Genomic DNA, 639 nt, shown 5'->3' with positions numbered 1-639 from the left:
CGTCCCGTTTCGTATATTGTGCCTTCGAGGGTACCATTGCAGCCCGTGATACCCTGCAAAACCCAACCTGATGCCGGTGTGGCCGTAAAGGTCGCCCTACTCCCATCGCGCACACTCATCGAACGGGGCGACAGCTCGCCCTCGCCCGCCACAACACTTGACACTACAAACTCCGGCCCACCGACGCGCTCAATAGCGCAGCCCGCCAATGGCAGCACCAATGCCAGAACACTTATCCATAAACGCATCTTCAGTACCCAACGCACCGCGTTGGCCCTCCTAAATCTAAACACACACCCCCAACTTAACAATTCCGCCCCAGGGGTACAATTCACAGAGATCGCCCAAAACAACAATTCCGCCCCAGGGGTACAATTCGCGGAGATCGCCCTAAACAACAGTTTCGCCCCAGGGGCGAAACTCTGTTTTCAAGCCGCCTCCGATTATTCCACCCCTGGGGTGGAATTGTTGGAGAATGGTGAAAACATCAGTTTCACCCCTGGGGCGAAGTTGTTGGAGATCGGAGAAAACATCAGTTCCACCCCTGGGGTACAATTGTTGAAAAGGGCTTCGGGCCCTTGTGGTTCCTAGGTTTGTTGGGTGAAGGGTGAGTGCACGGAGATGCGGAGAAAGTTGAAT

1 protein-coding gene is annotated in these 639 nt (G+C 54.9%); it reads right to left on the bottom strand.

The window, feature by feature from the left end; translation table 11 throughout:
- Nucleotides 1-266 (bottom strand): hypothetical protein (locus HUK65_RS18950; RefSeq protein WP_235442285.1); only part of this gene is annotated, 266 nt, incomplete at its 3' end.
- Between the last annotated feature and the right edge of the window lie 373 nt (nt 267-639).

The organism is Rhabdonatronobacter sediminivivens, assembly GCF_013415485.1.
GTDB classification, from domain to species: Bacteria; Pseudomonadota; Alphaproteobacteria; order Rhodobacterales; family Rhodobacteraceae; genus Rhabdonatronobacter; species Rhabdonatronobacter sediminivivens.
The sequence above is the reverse complement of the archived record's forward strand: the minus strand, read 5'-3'. Positions and strand labels throughout refer to the sequence as shown.